This window comes from Stenotrophomonas sp. 10L48 (assembly GCF_056395105.1).
Genome location: NZ_JBFTIX010000009.1, coordinates 54,253 through 75,695, shown reverse-complemented (window position 1 = coordinate 75,695; position 21,443 = coordinate 54,253). Strand labels below are relative to the sequence as shown.

17 protein-coding genes are annotated in these 21,443 nt (G+C 64.1%); 5 read left to right on the top strand and 12 right to left on the bottom strand.

The genetic code is table 11. The annotated features are described in order from the left end of the window. Nucleotide 1: 1 nt before the first annotated feature. The 12 genes from cls to dnaA all read right to left on the bottom strand — a co-directional run bounded on the left by cls (nucleotide 2) and on the right by dnaA (nucleotide 14,592). Nucleotides 2-1,462 (bottom strand): cardiolipin synthase, encoded by a 1,461-nt coding sequence (cls, locus tag AC1DCU_RS16085; protein ID WP_442251402.1) that lies wholly within the window; start codon nucleotides 1,460-1,462, stop codon nucleotides 2-4. Nucleotides 1,463-1,611: 149 nt separating this feature from the next. Continuing rightward, entirely contained in the window at nucleotides 1,612-2,025 is a 414-nt protein-coding gene (locus AC1DCU_RS16080; RefSeq protein WP_025875547.1) for an ExbD/TolR family protein, read from the bottom strand. Between the two features lie 3 nt (nucleotides 2,026-2,028). Continuing rightward, nucleotides 2,029-2,454 (bottom strand): ExbD/TolR family protein, encoded by a 426-nt coding sequence (locus AC1DCU_RS16075; RefSeq protein WP_033832642.1) that lies wholly within the window; start codon nucleotides 2,452-2,454, stop codon nucleotides 2,029-2,031. 56 nt (nucleotides 2,455-2,510) lie between these two features. After that, nucleotides 2,511-3,272 (bottom strand): TonB-system energizer ExbB, encoded by a 762-nt coding sequence (exbB, locus tag AC1DCU_RS16070; RefSeq protein WP_025875552.1) that lies wholly within the window; start codon nucleotides 3,270-3,272, stop codon nucleotides 2,511-2,513. A 94-nt stretch (nucleotides 3,273-3,366) separates the two neighbouring features. Continuing rightward, nucleotides 3,367-4,035 carry an energy transducer TonB gene (locus AC1DCU_RS16065; protein ID WP_032951834.1) on the bottom strand — a complete coding sequence of 223 codons (669 nt, stop codon included), beginning with the start codon at nucleotides 4,033-4,035 and terminating at the stop codon, nucleotides 3,367-3,369. A 143-nt stretch (nucleotides 4,036-4,178) separates the two neighbouring features. Further along, on the bottom strand, nucleotides 4,179-5,366 hold the full coding sequence (locus tag AC1DCU_RS16060; protein ID WP_025875554.1) for a tetratricopeptide repeat protein: 1,188 nt from the start codon (nucleotides 5,364-5,366) through the stop codon (nucleotides 4,179-4,181). Nucleotides 5,367-5,497: 131 nt separating this feature from the next. Further along, on the bottom strand, nucleotides 5,498-6,304 hold the full coding sequence (locus tag AC1DCU_RS16055) for a M48 family metallopeptidase (RefSeq protein WP_442251401.1): 807 nt from the start codon (nucleotides 6,302-6,304) through the stop codon (nucleotides 5,498-5,500). A gap of 71 nt (nucleotides 6,305-6,375) precedes the next feature. Next, nucleotides 6,376-7,221: a CPBP family intramembrane glutamic endopeptidase gene (locus AC1DCU_RS16050; RefSeq protein ID WP_442251400.1), complete on the bottom strand. Its 846-nt coding sequence runs from the start codon at nucleotides 7,219-7,221 to the stop codon at nucleotides 6,376-6,378. Nucleotides 7,222-7,288: 67 nt separating this feature from the next. Beyond that, the gene (gene gyrB, locus AC1DCU_RS16045) at nucleotides 7,289-9,748 is read right to left on the bottom strand and encodes a DNA topoisomerase (ATP-hydrolyzing) subunit B (protein WP_033832640.1); all 2,460 of its coding nucleotides are present in this window, start codon (nucleotides 9,746-9,748) and stop codon (nucleotides 7,289-7,291) included. 112 nt (nucleotides 9,749-9,860) lie between these two features. Beyond that, nucleotides 9,861-10,955, bottom strand: a complete 1,095-nt coding sequence (gene recF / locus AC1DCU_RS16040; RefSeq protein ID WP_032978486.1) for a DNA replication/repair protein RecF — start codon at nucleotides 10,953-10,955, stop codon at nucleotides 9,861-9,863. A 928-nt stretch (nucleotides 10,956-11,883) separates the two neighbouring features. Then, nucleotides 11,884-12,984, bottom strand: coding sequence for a DNA polymerase III subunit beta (gene dnaN / locus AC1DCU_RS16035; RefSeq protein WP_005411731.1), 1,101 nt, complete (start codon nucleotides 12,982-12,984; stop codon nucleotides 11,884-11,886). Nucleotides 12,985-13,260: 276 nt separating this feature from the next. Further along, nucleotides 13,261-14,592, bottom strand: a complete 1,332-nt coding sequence (gene dnaA, locus AC1DCU_RS16030; RefSeq protein WP_025875573.1) for a chromosomal replication initiator protein DnaA — start codon at nucleotides 14,590-14,592, stop codon at nucleotides 13,261-13,263. Between the two features lie 254 nt (nucleotides 14,593-14,846). Between dnaA and rpmH the strand changes: the two genes are divergently transcribed. The 5 genes from rpmH to mnmE all read left to right on the top strand — a co-directional run bounded on the left by rpmH (nucleotide 14,847) and on the right by mnmE (nucleotide 21,354). Next, complete coding sequence (gene rpmH, locus AC1DCU_RS16025; protein WP_006404565.1) at nucleotides 14,847-14,987, top strand: 50S ribosomal protein L34; 141 nt, start codon at nucleotides 14,847-14,849, stop codon at nucleotides 14,985-14,987. A 5-nt stretch (nucleotides 14,988-14,992) separates the two neighbouring features. Next, complete coding sequence (gene rnpA, locus AC1DCU_RS16020; protein WP_025875580.1) at nucleotides 14,993-15,487, top strand: ribonuclease P protein component; 495 nt, start codon at nucleotides 14,993-14,995, stop codon at nucleotides 15,485-15,487. After that, nucleotides 15,487-17,202 carry a membrane protein insertase YidC gene (gene yidC / locus AC1DCU_RS16015; protein ID WP_025875582.1) on the top strand — a complete coding sequence of 572 codons (1,716 nt, stop codon included), beginning with the start codon at nucleotides 15,487-15,489 and terminating at the stop codon, nucleotides 17,200-17,202. The genes rnpA and yidC overlap by 1 nt, the downstream gene beginning before the upstream one ends. 129 nt (nucleotides 17,203-17,331) lie before the next feature. Beyond that, on the top strand, nucleotides 17,332-20,001 hold the full coding sequence (locus AC1DCU_RS16010) for a polysaccharide deacetylase family protein (protein ID WP_442251398.1): 2,670 nt from the start codon (nucleotides 17,332-17,334) through the stop codon (nucleotides 19,999-20,001). A 3-nt stretch (nucleotides 20,002-20,004) separates the two neighbouring features. Further along, nucleotides 20,005-21,354 (top strand): tRNA uridine-5-carboxymethylaminomethyl(34) synthesis GTPase MnmE, encoded by a 1,350-nt coding sequence (mnmE, locus tag AC1DCU_RS16005; RefSeq protein ID WP_442251397.1) that lies wholly within the window; start codon nucleotides 20,005-20,007, stop codon nucleotides 21,352-21,354. Nucleotides 21,355-21,443: the final 89 nt, after the last annotated feature.

Here is a 21,443-nt window from a genome sequence, read left to right as displayed (position 1 = left end):
CTCACAGCAGCGGCGAGGCCAATCGCGCGAAGGCTTCGGGCAGCCGGTGCAGCCACAGCGAGCGTCCTGCCTGGTCATGTACACGGGTGGCACGCTCGAATTCGGACTGCAGCAACGTAGACAGTTCCGCCACCCGGCCACGATCGCTGATCATCATCGACAGCTCGAAATTCAAGCGGAAGCTGCGGTGATCGAAGTTGGCGCTGCCGACGATGCAGACATCGTCGTCGGCGATGAACGCCTTGGTATGCAGCATGCGTGGACCGTACTCGTAGATCTTCACCCCCGCATGCAGCAGCTCGTCGAAATAGGAGCGCGCGGCCTGGGTCACGAACCAGGAGTCGCTCATCTTCGGCACCAGCATGCGCACGTCCAGGCCACCGAGTGCGGCCGAGGTCAACGCCATCCGCGCCGCTTCGCCGGGTACGAAGTAGGGGGTGACCAGCCAGACCCGCTCACGTGCTTCCTGGATGGCGGCCACGTGCAGGCGATGGATGGTCTCCCATCCCGAATCCGGGCCGGACACCAGCACCTGCGCGTTGATCGCGCCGTCGCCGCGCAGGGGCATGTCGCTGGGCCACAGCCGGGCGATATCGAACCGCGAGTGGTCCTGGCCGCTGGCGTACAACCAGTCCTCGGCGAACACCAGCTGCAGGCTGCGCACCACGTGCCCGCGCAGGCGCATGTGCAGATCGCGGTAAGCATCCGGGTTGCGGCTTTCGTCTTCGTCGTCGGTGATGTTGATGCCGCCGGTGAATGCCAGCCGGCCATCGACGATCACCAGCTTGCGGTGCGTACGCAGGTTCAACCAGGGTCGCTTGAATGGTTTCAACAGCTGCCGCGGATGGAACCAGACTACTTCCGCGCCGGCGTTCAACAGCGGCTGCAGGAAGCGCTGGCGCACGGCCGAAGAACCTACCGCATCCAGCAGCAGCCGCACCTGCACGCCGGCGCTGGCCCGTTCCACCAACGCATCCCGCAACGCGGTGCCGGCGTGGTCGGGATTGAAGATGTAGTACTCCAGGTGCACATGGTCCTGCGCCTGTGCCACCGCTTCCAGCAGCGCGGCGTAGGTGGCCGCGCCGTCGACCAGCCAGGTCACTTCGGTGGCTGTGCTTGGCGCCAGCCCAGTGGTCGCCTGCGCGATCTTGGCCAGTTCGGTGCAGTCGGCATCGGGCGGGCAGACATCGCTGTAGTGCTCCATGCCCGAGCGCGCGCGACCGCGCCGCAGCCGTTGCCGCTTCACCTTCTGTGGGCCCAGCAGGTAGTAGATGAAGAGGCCGAGGTAGGGGAGCAGCGCCAGCGACAGGATCCAGCTCAGCGTGGCCACCGGCTCGCGCTTCTGCAGCATGATCCAGCCCGTCAACGCCAGCAGATACAGCAGATAGGCCACCGCCAGGATCGTTCCCAGGTGGGCGATGCCATCAAGCCAATGGCGCACGGAATCGAAGAGGGCGAGCATCCGCCGATCATAGCGGGGACAGGCACCGGCCAGAGGCATTCATTGCCAACGGCGTTGCCGGGAAGACGCCTGCACGCACAAAAAAAGACGCCCCTGTTTCCAGGGGCGTCTGCAGTCGCGTCATGACTGATGTATTGCGGTGTAGCGATTTACTGCTGCACGAAGCCGATCTTCTTCATCTGAGCATTCTTCGCGGCGGCCAGAACCTTGGCCATCACGTCGTACTCCGAATCCGGGCTGGCATCGATCCGCAGTTCCGGCTGGTTGGTCGGGTCACGCTGGACCTCCTGCTCCATCCGCTGCTGCAGTTCGTGCGTACCGATCGGGCTGTTGTTCCACGAGACCTGGTTGCTGGCGTCGATCTTCAGCTCGATCGGCGGCGGCGGTTCGACCAGCTGCGGCGGTGGGTTGAGCACGCGCTGCGGCAGGTCCACGGCGATCGGATACGTCATGATCGGCGCGGTGACGATGAAGATGATCAGCAGCACCAGCATCACGTCCACGAGGGGCGTGACGTTGATGTCTGCCATGGGGCCTTTGCCACCACCACTACTGAATGCCATGGCTTATTGCCCCTTCTCTTTGGTCGCCACGAAGCCGACGTCCAGCATGCCCTGTTCCTGCGCGACCTTGGTCATCTCGTTGATGACACGCATCTTGGTGGTGCGGTCACCACGCAGGTTCAACGGCGGCTGCGGGGTCTGCTGGGCGGCGGTCGCCAAGCGCGACTCGAGAGTCTGCTTGTCGATCTTTTCGTCGTTCCAGTAGATCGAACCGTCTTCCTTGACTGCCAGGGTGATGGGACCCTTGCGGTCGTTGGTGTCGTCCGGCTTCTGGACCAGATTGGCCTCCGGCAGATCCACCTTGACCTTGTGGGACATCAGCGGCGCCGTGATGATGAAGATGATCAGCAGCACCAGCATCACGTCCACGAGGGGCGTAACGTTGATGTCGGCCATGGGGCCGCCGCTGTTACCACTACTGAAAGCCATAACGGGCTCCGTCTAGATCTTGGTGACTACGTTCTCGCGGGTACAGCGCGTCGCAATTAGCGGACGCGCGAACCGGTGGCGAAGAAGTCGTGCAGGTCGTGCGCGAAGGTATCGAACTTGCTGATGGTCGCGCTGTTGATCTTGCTGAAGAAGTTGAAGGCGAACACGGCCGGGATCGCGACGAACAGACCGATGGCGGTCATGATCAGTGCTTCACCCACCGGGCCGGCAACGGCGTCGATCGAAGCGGAGCCGGTGGCACCGATCTTGATCAGCGCGCCGTAAATGCCCCACACGGTACCCAGCAGACCGACGAACGGAGCGGTTGCACCGACGGTGGCCAGCAGGGTCATGCCCGACTGCAGCTTGTTGCTTTCGCGGGTCACGGCCTGGCGCAGAGCGCGGTCGACGAACTCCGAACGGCTCAGGTTCTCACCCACGCCGCCGACAGCGCCGCCTTCAGCACGCTGGTGGTGCGCAGCAGCCTGGGCAGCGTCCAGTGCGATCTTCGAGAACGGCTCCGAAGCCGGCTGCTCTTCCATTGCACGGATGGCGTCCTGCGCGTTCGGGGTATCCCAGAACAGGCTGACGACGCGATCAGCGGCGCTCTTCAGGCGGGTAGCACGGAAGATGTTGATGACGGTCCAGTACCAGGACATGGCGGACATGACGACCAGGGTCAGCAGCACGACCCAGGAAACCGCGAAATCACCCGGCTTGGTGGTCATTTCGTGGATCAGATGCTCGAAGCCCATCTGCGACAGGGCGTTGGACGGATTGCCCCCGGCAGCAGCGGCGATGAAAATTTCCTGCAGCATGACGCTTACCTTTGTTGTGTGTGGTGATAAAGGGTGTAGCTAAGCTAAACAATCGAACTGGAGGCGAGGGTGGCCAGGCGGCCACCCGGGCGCATCAGTTCAGCGCAAAGTTGACCGGGACGCGGACGCGGCCAGCAGCCTTCTTACCGCCAGCTTCGGCGGCGTTGAAACGCCACTTGCGGGCAGCTTCCATCGCAGCACGGTCCAGATCGCGGTTACGGCTGGACTTTTCCACCGTGACATTGGTGACGTTGCCGCTGGCATCGACATCAATGATCAGGATCACTTCGCCCTGGATACCAGCGCGGAAGGCGGCCGGCGGATAGCGCGGCGGATTCATGGCCTTCGACGAGATGTCCACGCTGGCCTCGATCGAGGTCGGCGGTGCCGGCGGCGACGGCGGCGACGGCGGGGTGACGATATCGTTCGGGCGCGGTTCCGGCACGTCGACGACCGGCGCCTGCGGCGGCGGCGGGACGGGCGACGGCTTCGGCGGCGACAGATTCTTCACCGGCGGCGGCGGGGTGTCCTGCGGCGGCGGCGGCGGCGGCGGCGGTGGCGGCGGCGGCGGTGCGTCGACGATGGTCACCATGACGTTGCGCTCCTTCTCCGCCACGGCCTTGGGAGCCACGGCAGGAATCAGGAGCATCATGAAGGCGGCCAGATGCAGGGCGATTACAAACGCGATACCGACGATGCGAGGCCAGCTCAGCCCCTTGTCATCGGGTTGTTCGTACCGGTGAACGACTAGTTGTTCCGTCATGCGCCAAGAGCTCAATAGTGGGGCCGGAATCCCGGGGGCGGGATCCCTGATCAGCGGTGCATGACACCGCAGGAACCTCCAAGCTTATACCAATCCTGAGCGCTTGCGCATCAACTGGGCAGGCGTTCAGGCGTTATTCCTACTTACTTCAGGTTGATGATTTTCTTGGCATCCGCCTGGTTCTTCACGCCCTTCGCCAGCGCCTGCTGGGCGGCCTGCTTGGCCTCCGGGACACGACCTTCACTGTGCAAAACGCGTGCCAGATTCAGGTAGGTCTCACCGTCCTTGGAGAGCGGGGCGGCCTTCTGCCACGCATCGATCGCCTGCGGCACCTGGTCGGAGTAGTAGTAGGACTGGGCCAGTGCCAGGTAGACCTGGTAATCCGGCTTCAGGATGCCCTTCTGCAACCCCTCGTTGATGACCGCGATGACGTCCTTTTCCTTGTTCTCGGTGTTGGCATAGATCGAGTACAGCTGCTTGTACTCGCGCTCTTCGGTGAGCTGGCCGCTGCTGCGCAGCTTGTCCATCACCGCGGCGGCCTTCGGCATCTGGTCGGCCTGCATGTACATGTTGGCCAGGTTCAGCTGCGCTTTCTTGTCGTTCGGGTTCTTGGCCGCCAGCGCTTCGGCGGCCTGCACGGCCTCACCGGTCTGGCCCGCTTCGGACAGTGCGGCCATCAGCAGCTGGTTCCAGTTGTCCTTCGGCTCGGCAGCGCCGGCAATGGCCTGCTTCAGCACCGGGATCGCTTCCTGGTAGCGCTCCAGCTGGTACAGCGCCTGGCCCTTGATGATCAGCTCTTCCGGCTTGGTCGACTTGCTCTCGGCGAAGTACTTGTCCAGGGTCGCCAGGCCTTCAGCGGTCTGGTCTTCCTGGATCTGCAGCTGGCCCAGCATCAGCATCGACTGGAAGTGGCCGTTGTTGTCGAGGCCGTTGAACTGCAGCACCTGCTTCAGGTACGCGATGGCCGCGGCGGTGTCGTCGGTCTGGTAGGCGGCCTGCGATGCCAGCTGCGCGGCCAGCGACTTGTCGTACTCGTTGGCGCCGTCGGTGGCCAGGATCTCGTCGGCCAGCGTGCGGGTCTCCGGGAACTTTTCCTTGTTGTAGCTGTCAATCATCTTCTGCAGCTTGCTGCCCAGCTTGGCCGACGACTTCGCTGCCGGTTCCTGGCGGGTCGCGTTCGGGAACAGCACTTCGGCCTTGGCCTGCTTGCCGCCACGGTTGCCACGCTCGGACGAACGCGAGGACTGCGCGAACGCGTCGGTGACCACGGCGCCGGTCAGGGCAGTGGCGATGAGGACGGAAAGCACAGCTTTGTGGTTACGGAAAATCATCGTTCACCTCGATCGAACCGCCGGTAGCGGCAAAGTCGGACTGTCAGAAAAATCTGAGCCGCCAAACGTATCAGAAACAGATGGCGTGAGAAATCGTTTTATGTGCTGCAATACAGCATGAATCTGCGCACTCAGCCACACTTTGGCCGGCGTCCGGCCGCCTGCGCCTGCTGGTAGACGGGGCCGAGCGCCGGCACATCACGCTGCAACTCCCTGATCCGATTGGCCGGATCGGGATGGGTCGACAACCATTGCGGGCTGCGACCGCCACTGGCGGCCATCATGTTCTGCCACAGATCGACGGCCTGGGCGGGGTTGAATCCGGCCTCGGCCATCAACCGCTGACCGATCACGTCAGCCTCGCTTTCCTGGGTGCGTGAGCCGGGCAACAGGAACGCGGTCTGCGCCCCCATCCCGCCCAGCTGGTTGACCGTACTGGCTGCGCCTTCGCCGCCATAGGCGCCGGCCAGCGCGCCCAGCACCGCCAATCCGGTCTGCGCGCCCATCTGCCGGGTGATGCGTTCTTCGTGGTGGCGGGCGATCACGTGGCCGATTTCATGGCCGATCACCGCTGCCAGCTGATCCTGGTTCTTGGCAACGCTGAAGATGCCGGTGTTGACCCCGACCTTGCCGCCGGGCAGGGCGAAGGCATTGGGTTCCTTGTCGACGAACACCGCCGTTTCCCACTGTACGCCACGGTACTGAGGCGGCAGCTGTGCAACGAGCGCGTTGACCACGCATTGCACGTAGCCGTTCTGGCGGCCATCGCTGCTGATCTTCTCTTTCTGCTTGGTTTCGGCGAACGCCTGCGCACCCAGCTGGTCCAGCTGTGCCTGCGACACACCGCCCACCATCTGCCGACGGCCGGTGGGTGAAGTGGTGGTCGCGCAGGCGCTGACCAGAGTGGTGATGACGATGGCCAGCAGCAGTTGTTTCATGGACCCACCCCCGTGTTCAGAAGCCCAGTGTGTAACGGGTCTGCTTAATCTTTCGTCAAGCGGACAGCGCCTTACGTTGCCCCGAAAAACACCAGGGCCGCAAGCGCCACGGCATTGTTCAGCGCATGGGCGGCGATCGCTGCCCACAAGGTGCCGGTGCGGCGGTACAGCCAGCAGAACGCAGCGCCCATGCCGCCATAGACCAGCCATAGCTGGGCGATCTCGGCCGGGCCATTGGCGCTGGTACCGGGAATTTCATGGATGAGCGCGAACGCCAGGCTGCTCAGGATCATCCCCAGCCACGGCCGTCCGGCCTGCCACAGGCGCCCGAACAGGACCCGGCGGAACAGCAGTTCCTCGTAGGCAGGTGCCAGTACCACGGCGAACAACGTCAGGAACAGCGGAAAGCGGGCAACCGCGTTCTGCATCAGTTCGAGGTTTGTCGGCACGGGCTCGATGCCCATCTGCTTGGCCACGAAGGCGATACCGTTGCTGCCGATCACGATCGCGCTGGCCACCAGCAGGGTCCAACCCCAGGTGGAGGGGCGACGGAGCGCGTCGCGCGAACGCTGGCGTTCGGCAGCGTTGGCCGGTCGGCGCCAGAAATACACCAGCAGTGCTGCGCCGCCGGTAGCGACCAGTGCCATCAGGATCTGCCCAAGAGCACCGGGCTGGCCGAGCTGCTGGGTGACCGCTGCCGGGTCAGGCGTGCCACCGCCGGATTTGGCGCTGGCGTATCCCACAACGATGCCGCGATAGAGTCCCCAGATCAGCCCGCCCACCAGGCTCAACCCGAACAGGGTGACGGCGGCGATTCCCAGATCGATGAAGAAGCCCGCCAGCGGCGAGGAGGCGCGGGGCGTGACAGTAGCCGGTGGAACCGGCGGCGGAGCGGAAGCCGGGGCGGAAGCGGACATCGATTACCTGCGATCAAGGGACAAAAGCCGGCGCGCCTCCCCGCGCGCCGGCCACCATCCGATTGTGTCAGATATCCAGGTTGGCAACCTTCAGCGCGTTGTCTTCGATGAAGTCGCGGCGCGGTTCGACCACATCACCCATCAGGGTGCTGAAGATCTGGTCAGCGGCCACCGCATCTTCGATACGCACCTGCAGCAGGCGACGGGTATCGGGATTGACGGTGGTGTCCCACAGCTGTTCCGGATTCATTTCGCCCAGACCCTTGAATCGCTGGATCTGACGGCCGCGCTTGGCTTCGTCCAGCAGCCAGTTGCGGGCCTGCGCGAACGATTCGACCTCGATCGACTTGGCGCCACGGGTGATGACCGCGCCTTCGCGGACCAGACCGTGCAGCAGCTGCGCTGCCTGGTGGATGCCACGCAGCTCGCCGCTTTCAAGCGCCGACAGCGGCAGCACCTGGATGTGCTGTTCGCCCATGTGGCTGCGCGTGACCAGCACCGCAGCGGGACGCTGCTCGTTGGGTTCCTGCAGTTCCAGGGTGAAACGGGCGCTGCCGAGGTTGCCCTGGTTGAGGTGCTTGGCCAGCGCGTCCAGGCCTTCGCCGGGACCTGCGTTGCGCAGGTTTTCCAGCTCCAACGGCATGAAGTCGACCAGCGCTTCGAGCAGGTTGCGGTCGTAACGATGGGTATTGCGGTTGATCGTGTCCTGCGCGGCAGCGTAGGCAAGCAGCAGCTTTTCCAGCGCCACGCCATCGATCGGCGGCTCGCCGCTGGCCGGCACCAGCCCCGCGTTCTCCACTGCGCTGCTGGCCAGATAGCTGTCCAGCGCCGGATCGTCCTTCAGGTACAGCTCCTGCTTGCCCTGCTTGATCTTGTACAACGGCGGCAGGCCGATATAGACATAACCACGCTCGATCAGCTCCGGCATCTGACGGTAGAAGAACGTCAGCAGCAGGGTGCGGATGTGCGCGCCGTCGACGTCGGCGTCGGTCATGATGATGATCTTGTGGTAACGCAGCTTGTCCGGGTTGTACTCGTCGCGACCGATGCCGGTGCCCAGCGCGGTGATCAGCGTACCCACCTGGTCGGACGCCAGCATGCGGTCGAAGCGTGCACGTTCCACGTTGAGGATCTTGCCGCGCAGCGGCAGCACCGCCTGGTTCTTGCGGTTGCGGCCCTGCTTGGCCGAACCACCTGCGGAGTCACCCTCGACGATGAACAGTTCGGACAGCGCCGGATCCTTTTCCTGGCAGTCGGCCAGCTTGCCCGGCAGGCCGGCGATATCCAGCGCACCCTTGCGGCGGGTCAGGTCGCGGGCCTTGCGCGCGGCTTCGCGGGCACGGGCAGCGTCGACGATCTTGCCGGCGATGGCCTTGGCTTCGTTCGGGTTTTCCTGCAGGAACTCTTCCAGGCGCTGGCCGAATGCGCTTTCCACGGCCGGACGCACATCCGAGCTGACCAGCTTTTCCTTGGTCTGGCTGGAGAAGCTCGGGTCCGGCACCTTCACCGACAGCACCGCGATCATGCCTTCGCGCATGTCATCGCCGGTCAGGTTGATCTTGGCCTGCTTGGCGATGCCGTTCTGCTCGATGTAGTTGTTGAGCACGCGGGTCAACGCGCCACGGAAGCCGGCCAGGTGGGTACCGCCGTCTTTCTGCGGAATGTTGTTGGTGAAGCAGTACATCGTCTCCTGGTAGGAGTCGGTCCACTGCAGCGCCACTTCCACGGTGATGCCGTTGGATTCGCCGGTTACCGAGATCACGTTCGGGTGCAACGGCGTCTTCAACTGCGCCAGATGCTCCACGAAGCTGCGGATGCCGCCCTCGTAATGGAAGTCGTCGCGGCGGCCATCACCACGCTCGTCCACCAGCACGATCTTGACGCCGGAATTGAGGAAGGACAGTTCGCGCAGGCGACGGGCCAAGATGTCGTAGTGGAATTCCACGTTGTCGTGGAAAGCCTTTACCGACGGCCAGAAGCGCAGGGTGGTACCGCGCTTGGTGCTGGGACCGACCTGCTTGAGCGGATGCAGTGCTGCGCCGTCGGCGTATTCCTGCTGGTAGTGGAAACCGCCCTGGTAGATATCCAGGACCAGCTTCTGCGACAGCGCGTTGACCACGCTGACGCCCACGCCATGCAGGCCGCCGGAAACCTTGTAGCTGTTGTCGTCGAACTTGCCGCCTGCGTGCAGGACCGTCATCACGACTTCGGCTGCAGACACGTCGCGGTCGAGCTTCTTGCTCATCTGCTCGTGCTTGCCCGTCGGAATGCCGCGACCGTTGTCGGACACTCCGACCGAGCCGTCGGCATGGATCGTCACCGACACGTGGTCGGCATGGCCGGCGAGGGCTTCGTCGATCGAGTTGTCGACGACCTCGAACACCATGTGATGCAGTCCGGTGCCGTCATGGACGTCGCCGATGTACATACCTGGGCGCTTGCGGACAGCCTCCAGGCCTTCCAGGGCCGTAATGCTGTTGGCGTCGTAGTTGCCGTTGTTTGCCGGGGTGTTCTGTTCGTCGGTCATTGCGCTTGCCGTAGGCTCCGCAGGTCGGACACCGCTTTGAGCGATGTGCCGAGAATGAAGGGATAGCAGCCTGAATTATACCAGCCGGGGCTGAGCGGCCTTGCCGTGCCCACTATGGCACAGCCACGATCTGTGCATGTTCCACGTGGAACCGGGTGATGTTGCTCAGAGTCTCCAGTGCTGCAGGCGTTTCTGTTGCAGTGATGAATATCTGCGCCGGTGCCGCCAACAGGCGGTGCAGTACCCGGGCCTGGTGGGTGCGATCCAGCTCCGAGGCCAGATCGTCGAGCGCGATGACGGGCCACTCGCCACGCTGCTCGGCGTAATCCTCCGCCTGGGCCAGTAGACAGGCGAGGGCGGTGAGCTTGGCCTGGCCGCGTGACAGCGCATCGCGACCCGGGATGCTCTGGAACGCCACGCTCCAGTCCGCCCGGTGGGGGCCCAGCGAGGTGTAACCCGCCTGACGGTCGCGATCGCGCGCCAGCAGAAGGGCATCTGCCAGCGGAACCTCGTGCCGGCGCCAGCCGGGACTCAGATTCAGGCCGACGATTCCCAGTTGCGGAGCCAATGCCTCGGCCAGGGCGATGGTTCGGGACTGCAGCCGCTCCAGGTAGTGCTGCCGACGGCTGGTCAGCGGTTCTCCCGCCTCGGCCAGCTCGTGATCCCAGGTATCGAGCATCCGCGACGGCCCGCCCTGCTTGAGCAGGGCATTGCGCTGCTTCAACGCGCGCGAGTAGCGCCGCCACAAGGATAGGAAGTCTGGTTCCACGTGGAACAGGCCCCAATCCAGAAAGCGCCGACGCGGCTCGCCACCACCACTCACCAAGGCGTGACTGCCCGGTTCAAAGGTCACCACAGCCAGGGCGGCACACAGGTTTCCGAGTTGGGCGACGTCTTCGCCATCCAGCCGCCCCTTCCACTCCTGCCCGCTGTGCCGCAACCCGGCTTTTCGCCTCTGCACGGGCAGATCACCGCGTTGCTCGTCCCATTCCACGAAGACTTCCAGGGCTTCATGGCCCTGACGCACCAAGCCATCGCGTACCCGCCCGCGGAAACTCCGCCCATAGGCCATCAGATGCAACGCTTCCAGGACGCTGGTCTTGCCAGCGCCGTTGTCACCGGTCAGCAGATTCACCCCTGGCTGGGGCGACAGCTCCACCGCATCGAAACGACGCAACTGGTGGAGGGCAAGACGACGAATCTGCATGGGATGCGACAGACCATCCGCACATGGCGGTAGAGGGGCGGGGAATCTCCCAGCTTACTGCATTGGTCAAGCCAGCCAGCGTGGATCGGACGTGGACCGGCATCAGCGGGGCGTTGCAGCCTTGGAGAACACGGGTTCCACGTGGCGGAGGCCTGCCGGCATGCAGGCGGCCGGAGACAGTGGCCGAAATCGTTCAAATCCGGCAGGAAGCCAAGGCTCAAGGCGTCCAGATTTCGCCATTCCGAAGACGGTTTCCCCGGCTCATGGCCTGACTCCACCGAGATTGCAGTCAGTGCTCCCCAGATTTCTTGAAATCTGCGGCCAAGGCCCCTGCCAGGTTCCACAGATTTCAAGAAATTCAAAGCGGCAGTTCCACGCCATCCACAGCGGGTCTGTATGACTTATACACAAGGTGTGGGCGAACTGTGGATAAAAAAGGCACTTTTCCTCGGCTGTAAAACTATCCACAGGTTCCCCCCCAGGCTTGATGGCCTATATACAGGGGGTTTCAACCCTATAAAAGCTTTTTAAAACAGGCACATAGCCTACTTTTACATGAAATCTGGCCCTACCATCACCACCAAGCTTTTGATTTATACCCAGATTTAGAAGCTAGGGAAGCGCCGAATTCCTACGAACGAGGCCTGTGGACAGAGAGGTCAGCACGCAAGCGGAAGCCGCTGGATCGGATCCCGCTGCGTGCTCATATCCAACGTGTCTCGTCATCTCAGCATGTGGATTCCACAGCTGGCTTCCCGGGATCGTGGGTTCCATGCGCCGACAACCCATCAGGGCAACGTGGATTCTCTCATCTGCAGGAGCCGCCAAGGGCGGCGGTAAGCATTCGCAACGATGCTCCACGTGGAACAAAAAAAGACGCCCGGGAGATCCCGGGCGTCCATGTGTTCCACGTGGAACGGCGCAGCTGTCAGAGACGCAACGGCATCACCACATGACGCGACTTCTCGCTGCTGGATTCGCGCACCAGCGCCGAGGAATTGGAATCGCGCAGCTGGATGATCACTTCTTCGTCGCGCAGGGCGGAGAGGGCATCCAGCAGGTAGTTCACGTTGAAGCCGATGGCCAGGTCGCTGACCGTGGTGTCGGCCTCGATCTCTTCCTGGGCTTCTTCCTGCTCCGGGTTGTGCGCGCTGATCTTCAGGTTGCCCGGCGAAACTTCCACGCGGATGCCGCGGTACTTCTCGTTGGACAGGATCGCAGCACGCTGCAGCGAGGCACGCAGTGCTTCGCGATCAACCTTCACCTCGCGGTCGGCACCAATCGGAATCACTGCCTCGTAATCCGGGAAGCGACCGTCGATCAGCTTCGAAGTGAAGGTCACATCGTCGCGCTTCACGCGAACGTGGCTACGGCCGACTTCCAGTTCGATCTCGCGATCACCGCTTTCCAGCAGGCGCTGCAACTCGGTCACGCCCTTGCGCGGCACGATGATCTGGCGCTTGGAACCGCTGGGCTTGGCCAGATCGGTTTCGCACAGGGCCAGCCGATGACCGTCGGTGGCGACAGTGCGCAGCGCATCTCCGCGCAGGTCGAACAGCAGGCCGTTGAGGTAATAGCGCACGTCCTGCTGGGCCATCGCGAACGCAGTGCGCTCGATCAGCTCCTTCAGGGTTGCTTCGCCGATCGCAACACGCTCGGTGGCTTCCACTTCGTCCACCGACGGGAAGTCGTTGGAGGGCAGGGTGGCCAGGGTGAAGCGGCTGCGTCCTGCCTGCACGGTGATCTTGTCACCGGTCTGCGAGACGGTGATCCGGCTGCCATCAGGCAGGGCGCGGATGATCTCGAACAGCTTGCGGGCGGGAATGGTGGTTTCGCCGTCCTGGGCATCTTCAACCGCGATCCGCGACACCATCTCCACTTCCAGGTCGGTACCGGTCAGCGACAGCTGGCCGTTCTGCACCTGCACCAGGAAATTGGCCAGAACCGGAAGGGTCTGGCGGCGTTCGACCACGTTGACGACCTGTGCCAACGGCTTGAGAAAGGCTTCGCGCTGCAGTGTGAAACGCATGTGGTTCCGTGCCCCTATGCTTTAAAAAAATGTGGAATAAATCAAAAGCTTGGTGGTGCTGGTAGAGCCAGAATCGCTGGAAAACACAGCTAAGTCTTTGTAAACAAAAGGGTTTCAGGCTTCGAAACCCTCTGCATTACCAGCCCCCAAGGGGTGGGGAAAGCTGTGGATAAATCTTCCGGGAAATCCAACGGCATTTTTATCCACACCCTGTCCCGCGCTTGCTACCGGATTCTGCACCGTTTTATGCGGTGACGCCTCATCGGCGTACGTGCATCATTCGCTCAGCTTCCGGATCAGCTTGTCCCAGTCCTCGCGGAGCTTGCCGTCGGCTTCCATCAGGGTGCGGATCTGCCGGCAGGCATGCAGCACCGTGGTGTGATCGCGACCGGCAAAGGCGTCGCCGATTTCGGGCAGGCTGTGTTCGGTCAGTTCCTTGGTCAGCGCCATGGCAACCTGGCGCGGCCGGGCCAGCGACCGGGTCCGACGCTTGGACAGCAGATCCTTGATCTGCAGCCCGTAGTAATCGGCAACGGTTTTCTGGATGTTGGGAATGCTGATCGCCTGCTGCTGAGCGCGCAGCAGGTCGCGCAGGGTTTCCTGGGCGAATTCGGTGGTGATCGCACGGCCGGTGAAATTGGCGCGGGCGGTCAGGGTATTCAGCGCACCCTCGAGGTCGCGCACATTGGAGCGCATCTTCTTGGCAATCAGGAACGCAACGTCATCGGGAATCTCGGCACCACGCTCGCGGGCCTTGGCCAGCACGATCGCAGCGCGGGTCTCGAAGTCCGGCGGCTCGATGGCGACCGACAGGCCCCAGGCAAGCCGCGACTTCAGGCGCGCTTCCAGGCCTTCGACTTCGCGCGGATAGCGGTCGCAGGTCAGGATGATCTGCTGCTTGCCATCGAACAACGCGTTGAAGGTGTGGAAGAACTCTTCCTGGGTGCGATCCTTGCCGGCGAAGAACTGGATGTCATCGATCAGCAGCGCGTCGACCTGCTGGAACTGGCGCTTGAACTGATCCATGGTCTTTTCCTGCAAGGCCCGGATCATCGCGCTGAAGAACTGTTCCGAACGCAGGTACAGCACCTTGGCGGCCGGATTGGCCTGACGCATCGCGTTGCCGGCGGCGAACATCAGGTGGGTCTTGCCCAGGCCGGTGCCCCCGTACAGCAGCAGCGGATTGTGCGCGCGGTCGCCCGGCTTCTGCGCCGCCTGGAATGCTGCGGCCAGGCCCAGCTGGTTGCTGCGGCCTTCCACGAAGTTGGCGAAGGTGTAGTGGTTGTCCAGGTTGCCGGCAAAGGGAACCTGCGGCTGCACCGGCGCCTGCGCCGAATGGCTGGAAACCGGCGCGATCTGCGCGTCCACGGGCCGCGGACGCGAGCCGATTTCAAGAAATACGTCGCCGAAACCGGCAAAGTGGGTGACCAGCTCGCGGATCCGCGGCAGGTACAGTTCGCGCACCTGATCGACAATGAAGGCATTCGGTGCATACAGCACCAGGCTGTCAGCGCGCAGATCTGCCTGCAGCGGCTTCAACCAGGTGTGAACATCCTCGGGCGGGAACTCCGCCTCGAGTCGCTCGAGACTACGTGACCAGGCATCCATCAGCAATAATTGTCCGGTGGCCGATGCATAGGCGCGAAAAGGCGCCCAAACACAGGCCTGAAAGGGGGGAAATGGATGGCTCAGCCTACCACCGAGCGCCCGCCTTCGGAATGCTTGTCCCCTACTTATTCACAAAAAGATCCACAGCTATTGCACAGCCCGGTGAATTGGCGTAGCAGACAGGGGTTGACGGGAGGGGGGACACCTCTCTAAAATTTCCGGTTCTTTCCGTCCCATTCATACGAGAGGCCCACATGGCCACCAAGCGCACCTTCCAGCCCAGCAACCTCAAGCGTAAGCGCGACCACGGCTTCCGTGCCCGTATGAAGACCGCTGACGGCCGCAAGATCCTGTCGCGTCGCCGCGCCAAGGGCCGCAAAGTCCTGAGCGCCTGATTGCCATGCCGCATCCAGCGGCAGACGCAATCCATTCGACAGTGAATACTGCAGACCCGCGCAAGCGATTCCCTCGCTCTGCGCGGGTTCGCACGCGTGCCGAATATTCAACGGTCTTCAACGGCGCCCGCCGTGTGTCCGATCCGCTGATGACCCTGCACTGGCTACCGGCTGACCGGCCGGCCAGGCTGGGTCTGGCGGTTTCCCGCAAGGTCGATCCTCACGCCGTTGGGCGTAACCGGATCAAGCGCGTCCTGCGCGACGCCTTGCGTCAGACACGAACCGACATACAGCCAGGCGACTTCGTCGTCGTGGCTCGTACTGCTGCGCGTCATGCCAGCAACGAAGATATCCGCCAGGCCTTCCTGCGCCTGCTGCGGCGCCTGCGCGCATTGCCCGCGCCGGGCGTGGACGGCACAATGCCGCCGCCTGATGGCATTGCCATTTCCTCCGTCACCGAGCCGGCACCGCGTCCCGGCCCCGCTGAGCCTGCCTGCTGATGAACCAGACCCGTGTTTTCCTGATCTTTGCCTGGCTGATGGTGGCCGTGCTGCTGTGGATGGAGTGGAGCCGTGAGAAGTCCGCCCCGACCCCGGCGCCGACGACCAGCTCGGCCCCGGCCGCCGCCCAGAGCGTCCCCGGCGCGTCCCCGGGCAGCATCCCCAGCGCGCAGGTTCCCGGTGCCCCGGGTCAGGCCGCTGCACAGGCCCAGGCCAGCGCCACCCCGTCCGCACAGACCGTGACCATCACCACCGACGTGCTGCGCCTGAAGCTCGATGGCGGCCGCGTGCTCGACGCCGAACTGCTGCAGTTCCCGCAGAGCAAGGACGAAGGCAGCCCGCCGGTGCGCCTGCTGACCGAAGATCCCGCGCATCCCTACAGCGCGATCAGCGGCTGGGCCAGCGAAGACAAGAACACCCCGGTGCCGGGTGCCGACGGCTTCAAGCTGGTCGGTGACACCCGCGACTTCGTGCTGGCCAAGGGCCAGAACGAACTGCAGGTTCCGTTCGTATGGACCGCCGACAACGGCGTGACCATCAAGCGCACCCTGATCGTGGGCCGCAACGAGTATGCGATCCGCTTCAAGGATGAAGTCAGCAATGCCGGCGCCGCGCCGTGGAACGGCTACGTCTACCGCACCCTGGACCGCAGCCCGACGATCCTGTCGCGGAGCATGACCAACCCGGACTCGTTCAGCTTCAACGGTGCCACCTGGTACGACAACGACAAGAAGTACCAGCGTCGTGCGTTCAAGGATTACCTGGACGATGGCGCGCTGAACCAGAACATCACCGGCGGCTGGCTGGCGATGCTGCAGCACCACTTCTTCACCGCCTGGATCCCGCAGAAGGACCAGACCGCCCACTACGTGCTGTCGCAGGTGGCCGGTCGTGACCTGATCGAAGCGCGTGGCCCGGCCTTCACCGTGGCCCCGGGCCAGTCCACCAGCACCGAGGCCCGCCTGTGGGTCGGCCCGAAGCTGGTCAACCTGATCGCCAAGGAAGACGTGCCGGGTCTGGACCGTGTGGTCGACTACAGCCGCTTCTCGATGATGGCGGTGATCGGCCAGGGCCTGTTCTGGGTGCTCAACCAGGTGCACAAGCTGGTGGGCAACTGGGGCTGGGCCATCGTCGGCCTGGTGGTGCTGCTGAAGATCGTGCTGTACCCGCTGTCGGCGACGCAGTACAAGAGTGGCGCCAAGATGCGTCGCTTCCAGCCGCGCATCGCACAGCTGAAGGAACGCTATGGCGATGACCGCCAGAAGTTCCAGACCGCGATGATGGAGCTGTACAAGAAGGAAAAGATCAATCCGATGGGCGGCTGTCTGCCGATCCTCATCCAGATGCCGATCTTCTTCGCCCTGTACTGGGTGCTGGTGGAATCGGTCGAACTGCGCCAGGCGCCCTGGTTCGGCTGGATCCAGGACCTGACCGCCCGTGACCCGTACTTCATCCTGCCGGTGATCAACGTAGCGGTGATGTGGTTCACCCAGAAGCTGACGCCGGCACCGGGCATGGACCCGATGCAGCAGAAGATGATGCAGTTCATGCCGCTGGTGTTCGGCGTCATGATGGCCTTCATGCCGTCCGGCCTGGTCCTGTACTGGGTGGTCAATGGTGGACTGGGCCTGCTGCAGCAGTGGTGGATGACCAAGCGCCACGGCAGCGATCCGGTGCCGGCCACGGCAGCCACCGCTCCGGCCAAGAAAAAGTAAGGCGCGTCTGCGCCGACGGGTAGAGCCGGCCGCCGGCCGGCCGGCCCAGCAAAGGCCCGCCGCAAGGCGGGCTTTTCGCATGCGGCGTTAGAATCGCCGGCACACCATTCCCCTTTGTTCGAGTCCGCCATGCCGCGTGCGCCGTCGTTCCGCCTGCTTCTGCCCAGCCTGCTGTTGACCCTGCTCGTTGCTGGCTGTGGCGACAAGGACGCGCAGGCACCGGCGGCGGTTACCCAGCCGAGCGCACAGGCTGCCGCTGCCGCCGACCCGGCCGCCGCGCCGTTGCTGGGCGCATTGCAGAAGCAGCTCGACGGCTATCGACGGATCATCGTGCTGCTGGCCGATGAGGAACAGCAGTCCGCGGCCGATCGCACCACTTCCACCCGCATCGGCCAGCAGCTGTTCCACGATGGCCTGGAACAGCGCGGCGCCATTGCCACGCAGTTCGACACCCTGCTGCGCGGCACCAGCCCGCAGCGCTTCGCTACCCTGGGCACGGTGCTGGATTACATCGAGTCGGCGCCCGAACTGTTCGATGCCGATCGCCTGGCGTTCCGCGAGGTGCTGCGTGACCTGCACGAACGCATCGGCGCCGATTCCTCGTTGCCGGCGGTGAAGCTGCACCAGCGCATCGGTGAAGACCTGGAGGCGCTGGACGAGATCGAGCGCAACTACAACCAGGAACTGACCCGCATCTTCAGCCGCTTCGAGCGCACCCGTGCCATCGAACTGAAGCGCGAGAAGTGGGACGACTACATCGCGCACCTGCACAAGGACTACAGCCGCGAAGCGATCCTGCGCGACTACGGCGTGATCGAGCCGTACCCGATGTCGATGAAGGACAGCGACCGCGAGATCTTCGGCCGCGATCTGCCGCCGAAGACGGTGGTGCTCACCTTCGACGATGGCCCGCACAAGGCCTATACCGATGAAGTGGTGGCCATCCTCAAGCGCTACGACGTACCGGGCGTGTTCTTCGAGGTCGGTCGCAACCTGGGCAAGGTCGACACCGACGGCAAGGTCAGCCTTGGGCCGATGGCCAAGATCAGCCGCAACCTGATGGAAGAGGGCTACGCCGTCGGCAACCACAGCCTGACCCATGCGCAGCTGTCGCGCACCACCGGCGATGCGCTGCGCCAGCAGGTGCTGGACACCGACACCCTGCTGAAGGACGTGGACAGCAAGCGCGCGCCGCTGTTCCGCTTCCCGTATGGCGCACGCAACGCCGAAGGCCTGCAGCTGCTCAACGAGGCGGGCCTGAAGTCGATCATGTGGAACATCGATTCGATGGACTGGGCCGACCCGGTGCCCGAATCGATCGTGCAGCGCGTGCTCGACCAGGTGAACAAGGAACAGCGCGGCATCATCCTGTTCCACGATATCCACGACCGCGCGGTGAAGGCACTGCCGCAGATCCTGGACCGGCTGATCGCCGACGGCTACCAGTTCGCCGGCTGGAATGGCCGCGACTTCAGCGTCGCCCGACCGCGCAAGGGCAGCGACCGCGATGCCACCGTCACCACCGGCTATGAAAAATCGTGGGCGATCGTGGTCGGCATCGACAACTACGCCAAGTGGCCGAAGCTGGAATACGCCAGCCACGATGCCCAGGCCGTGGCCGATACGCTGACCGGGCAGTTCGGCTTCCCGTCCTCGCAGGTGATCGTGCTGAAGAACGAGCAGGCCACCCGCAACAACATCCTGGCCGCCTTCCACGACCGGCTGTCCGACGACCGCACCGGCAGGAATGATCGCGTGTTCGTGTTCTTCGCCGGCCACGGTGCTACCCGTCAGCTGGCATCCGGGCGCGACCTCGGCTACATCATTCCGGTTGATTCGGACCCGAAGGAATTTGCCACCGATGCCATCGCGATGACCGACATCCAGAACATCGCCGAGAGCATGCAGGCCAAGCATGTGATGTTCGTGATGGATGCCTGCTACAGCGGCCTTGGTCTGACCCGCGGCGGCCCGTCGTCCTCGTCGTTCCTGCGCGAGAACGCACGCCGCAGCGCGCGGCAGATGCTGACCGCCGGCGGTGCCGACCAGCAGGTGGCCGATGCCGGCCCGAACGGCCACTCGGTGTTTACCTGGGTGTTGCTGCAGGCATTGGCTGGCAAGGGCGATCTCAATGGCGATGGCCTGATCACCGGTACCGAGCTGGCCGCCTATGTGGCGCCGGCGGTGTCGGCGGTCTCGCAGCAGACGCCGGCCTTCGGCAGCCTGCCCGGCTCGCAGGGGGGCGAGTTCGTGTTCCAGGTGCCGGACAGCCAGGAATACCTCAACGCCGATACGCGCCAGCTGACTGCCGATGCGATCGCCCTGAACAACAAGGTCGACGCTGCCCAGGACGCCAAGAACAGCGAAGCGCCAGTGACCGTGGCCGACCTGCAGGGCGGCAAGGCCAAGCTGGTGGTGCCGACGGCCGGACCGGCCTCGGACCGCCAGCGCTCGCAGCAGGCCAACGACCGTGGCCTGCAGCTGTACCGCGAGAAGCGCTACGACGAAGCCGCCGTGCAGTTCGCCGAGGCACTGAAGCTGCGCCCGGATTTTGCCCAGGCGGCCAACAATCTCGGCTTCGTCTACTACCGCCAGCAACGCTACGCCGAAGCGGCGCGTTGGCTGGAGAACACACTGAAGATCGATCCGTCGCGCGCGGTGGCCCATCTGAATCTGGGTGACGCGTACTTCCACGCAGGCGACAAGGCCAAGGCGAAGCAGGCCTACACCACCTACCTGGCACTGCAGCCGCAGGGCACTGGTGCGGCGCAGGCGCGCGCGCAGCTGGAGAAGCTCTGAGCGATGAACGATATGAAGCGCACCGAAACCATCGTGGCCATTGCCAGCGCACCCGGTGCGGGCGGCGTGGGCCTGCTGCGCCTGTCAGGCCCGCGTGCCGCAGCCATTGCCAACGCACTCGGCGCACCGACGTTGCGCCCGCGCCACGCGCACTACTCGCGCCTGCGCGATGCAGACGGTGAGGTGATCGATGATGGCATCGTGCTGTGGTTCCCGGCGCCGACCAGCTTCACCGGCGAAGAAGTGGTGGAACTGCAGGGCCATGGCAGCCCGGTACTGCTGCAGCAGCTGGTCGCACGCTGCATTGCATTGGGGGCGCGGCAGGCCCGGCCCGGCGAGTTCAGTGAGCGCGCGTTTCTCAACGGCAAGCTCGACCTGGCACAGGCCGAAGCCATCGCCGATCTGATCGCGGCCGGCGACAACCGAGCGGCGCGCGCGGCACGACGCTCGCTGGACGGGGTGTTCTCGCGCCGCATCGAGGCGGTGGTCGAACAGCTGGTGCTGCTGCGCATCCACGTGGAAGCAGCCATCGATTTCGCCGACGAACCGCTGGACACACTCGGCGGTGCACAGGTGCGGCGTGGCCTGGAACAGGCGCGCAGCGATCTGGCCCTGCTGCGCCGCGACGCAGAGCGTGGCCGTCGTCTGCGCGATGGCCTGCATGCGGTGCTGATCGGCCCACCGAATGCCGGCAAGAGTTCGCTGTTGAACGCGCTGGCCGGCAGCGAGCGTGCCATCGTCACCGACATCGCCGGCACGACCCGTGACACGCTGCGCGAGACCATCCGCCTGGATGGGCTGGAACTGACCCTGGTCGATACCGCCGGCCTGCGCGATGGCGGCGATGCCATCGAACGCGAAGGCATGCGTCGCGCGCGCGCCGAGATCGAGCGCACCGACCTGGCGTTGATCGTGCTGGATGCACGCGATCCGGCAGCCGGCGAAGCCGCGATCGGCGAAGCGGTACTGGCGGTGCCGCACAAGGTCTACATCCACAACAAGTCGGATCTGTTGGATGCGATGCCGGTGCGGGACGACCCGGACCGCGTTTTCGTCTCCGCTGCCACCGGCGCGGGACTGGACGAGCTGCATGCGCGCCTGCGTTCGATCGCTTCGGCCGGGGCAGGGGAGCAGGTGGAGGGCGAATTCTCCGCACGCACCCGCCACGTCGATGCGATCGAACGCGCACAGGAACACGCGCAGCGGGCGGATGGCGAGCTGGTGCACGAGCACCTGGAGCTGGCTGCCGAGGAGCTGCGTCTGGCGCACGACGCGCTGGGCGAAATCACCGGGCAGATGAGTGCCGATGATCTGCTGGGCAAGATTTTCTCCAGCTTCTGCATCGGCAAGTAGCGCTTGGTAAGTGCCGGCCGCTGGCCGGCAATCCAGGGAAATCATCTCCCCCAAACCTGTCACATTCCCGCCGCATACTGACGCCCATC

Excerpts from the sequence above, each read along its gene's own strand:
- cls (WP_442251402.1), bottom strand. The coding sequence starts at position 1,462 with ATGCTCGCCCTCTTCGATTCCGTGCGCCATTGGCTTGATGGCATCGCC.
- AC1DCU_RS16080 (WP_025875547.1), bottom strand. The coding sequence starts at position 2,025 with ATGGCATTCAGTAGTGGTGGTGGCAAAGGCCCCATGGCAGACATCAAC.
- AC1DCU_RS16075 (WP_033832642.1), bottom strand. The coding sequence starts at position 2,454 with ATGGCTTTCAGTAGTGGTAACAGCGGCGGCCCCATGGCCGACATCAAC.
- exbB (WP_025875552.1), bottom strand. The coding sequence starts at position 3,272 with ATGCTGCAGGAAATTTTCATCGCCGCTGCTGCCGGGGGCAATCCGTCC.
- AC1DCU_RS16065 (WP_032951834.1), bottom strand. The coding sequence starts at position 4,035 with ATGACGGAACAACTAGTCGTTCACCGGTACGAACAACCCGATGACAAG.
- AC1DCU_RS16060 (WP_025875554.1), bottom strand. The coding sequence starts at position 5,366 with ATGATTTTCCGTAACCACAAAGCTGTGCTTTCCGTCCTCATCGCCACT.
- AC1DCU_RS16055 (WP_442251401.1), bottom strand. The coding sequence starts at position 6,304 with ATGAAACAACTGCTGCTGGCCATCGTCATCACCACTCTGGTCAGCGCC.
- AC1DCU_RS16050 (WP_442251400.1), bottom strand. The coding sequence starts at position 7,221 with ATGTCCGCTTCCGCCCCGGCTTCCGCTCCGCCGCCGGTTCCACCGGCT.
- gyrB (WP_033832640.1), bottom strand. The coding sequence starts at position 9,748 with ATGACCGACGAACAGAACACCCCGGCAAACAACGGCAACTACGACGCC.
- recF (WP_032978486.1), bottom strand. The coding sequence starts at position 10,955 with ATGCAGATTCGTCGTCTTGCCCTCCACCAGTTGCGTCGTTTCGATGCG.
- dnaN (WP_005411731.1), bottom strand. The coding sequence starts at position 12,984 with ATGCGTTTCACACTGCAGCGCGAAGCCTTTCTCAAGCCGTTGGCACAG.
- dnaA (WP_025875573.1), bottom strand. The coding sequence starts at position 14,592 with ATGGATGCCTGGTCACGTAGTCTCGAGCGACTCGAGGCGGAGTTCCCG.
- rpmH (WP_006404565.1), top strand. The coding sequence starts at position 14,847 with ATGGCCACCAAGCGCACCTTCCAGCCCAGCAACCTCAAGCGTAAGCGC.
- rnpA (WP_025875580.1), top strand. The coding sequence starts at position 14,993 with ATGCCGCATCCAGCGGCAGACGCAATCCATTCGACAGTGAATACTGCA.
- yidC (WP_025875582.1), top strand. The coding sequence starts at position 15,487 with ATGAACCAGACCCGTGTTTTCCTGATCTTTGCCTGGCTGATGGTGGCC.
- AC1DCU_RS16010 (WP_442251398.1), top strand. The coding sequence starts at position 17,332 with ATGCCGCGTGCGCCGTCGTTCCGCCTGCTTCTGCCCAGCCTGCTGTTG.
- mnmE (WP_442251397.1), top strand. The coding sequence starts at position 20,005 with ATGAACGATATGAAGCGCACCGAAACCATCGTGGCCATTGCCAGCGCA.